The sequence below is a fragment of the Brevundimonas sp. NPDC058933 genome (assembly GCF_049315965.1).
GTDB lineage: Bacteria > Pseudomonadota > Alphaproteobacteria > Caulobacterales > Caulobacteraceae > Brevundimonas.
In genome coordinates this window covers 3023-3378 of sequence record NZ_JBMOSL010000026.1, presented here as the reverse complement: position 1 = coordinate 3378, position 356 = coordinate 3023, and the positions used below count along the sequence as shown (strand labels likewise).

Annotated in this window: 1 protein-coding gene; it reads right to left on the bottom strand. The window is 62.1% G+C overall.

The genetic code is table 11. The annotated features are described in order from the left end of the window. Positions 1-116: 116 nt before the first annotated feature. On the bottom strand, positions 117-353 hold the full coding sequence (gene merE / locus ACOZBP_RS17300; protein ID WP_001087807.1) for a broad-spectrum mercury transporter MerE: 237 nt from the start codon (positions 351-353) through the stop codon (positions 117-119). Positions 354-356 lie beyond the last annotated feature (3 nt).

The window sequence follows — 356 nt, the reverse complement described above, 5'->3', positions numbered from 1 at the left end:
GCATACGCAGCAGGTGGTGCAACTGGCAGTGTTCGGGGCGTTTGCGTTCATGGTGGTACTCCTCCAGATTGGTAGCGAAGCTCAAAGCTGCCCACTCTCGGCTGGCTGGGAAGCGGTCATGATCTTCCCTTGAAGGCCCGCAGCAGCCGCGTCACAGACAGGACAAACAAGCCGGTCAGCGTGAGGGCTGCAATACCCCAGTGCTCCCCGATGAACGCGCCGGCCGTCGTGCCGGCTAGCACAATGGCGAGAATCGGCAAATGGCAGGGACAGGTGAGCACGGCCAGCGCGCCCCACAAGTAGCCGGTGATCGGTTTGTGCGTCTCAGACGGCAAGTGCTCTGGGCTGTTCATGGC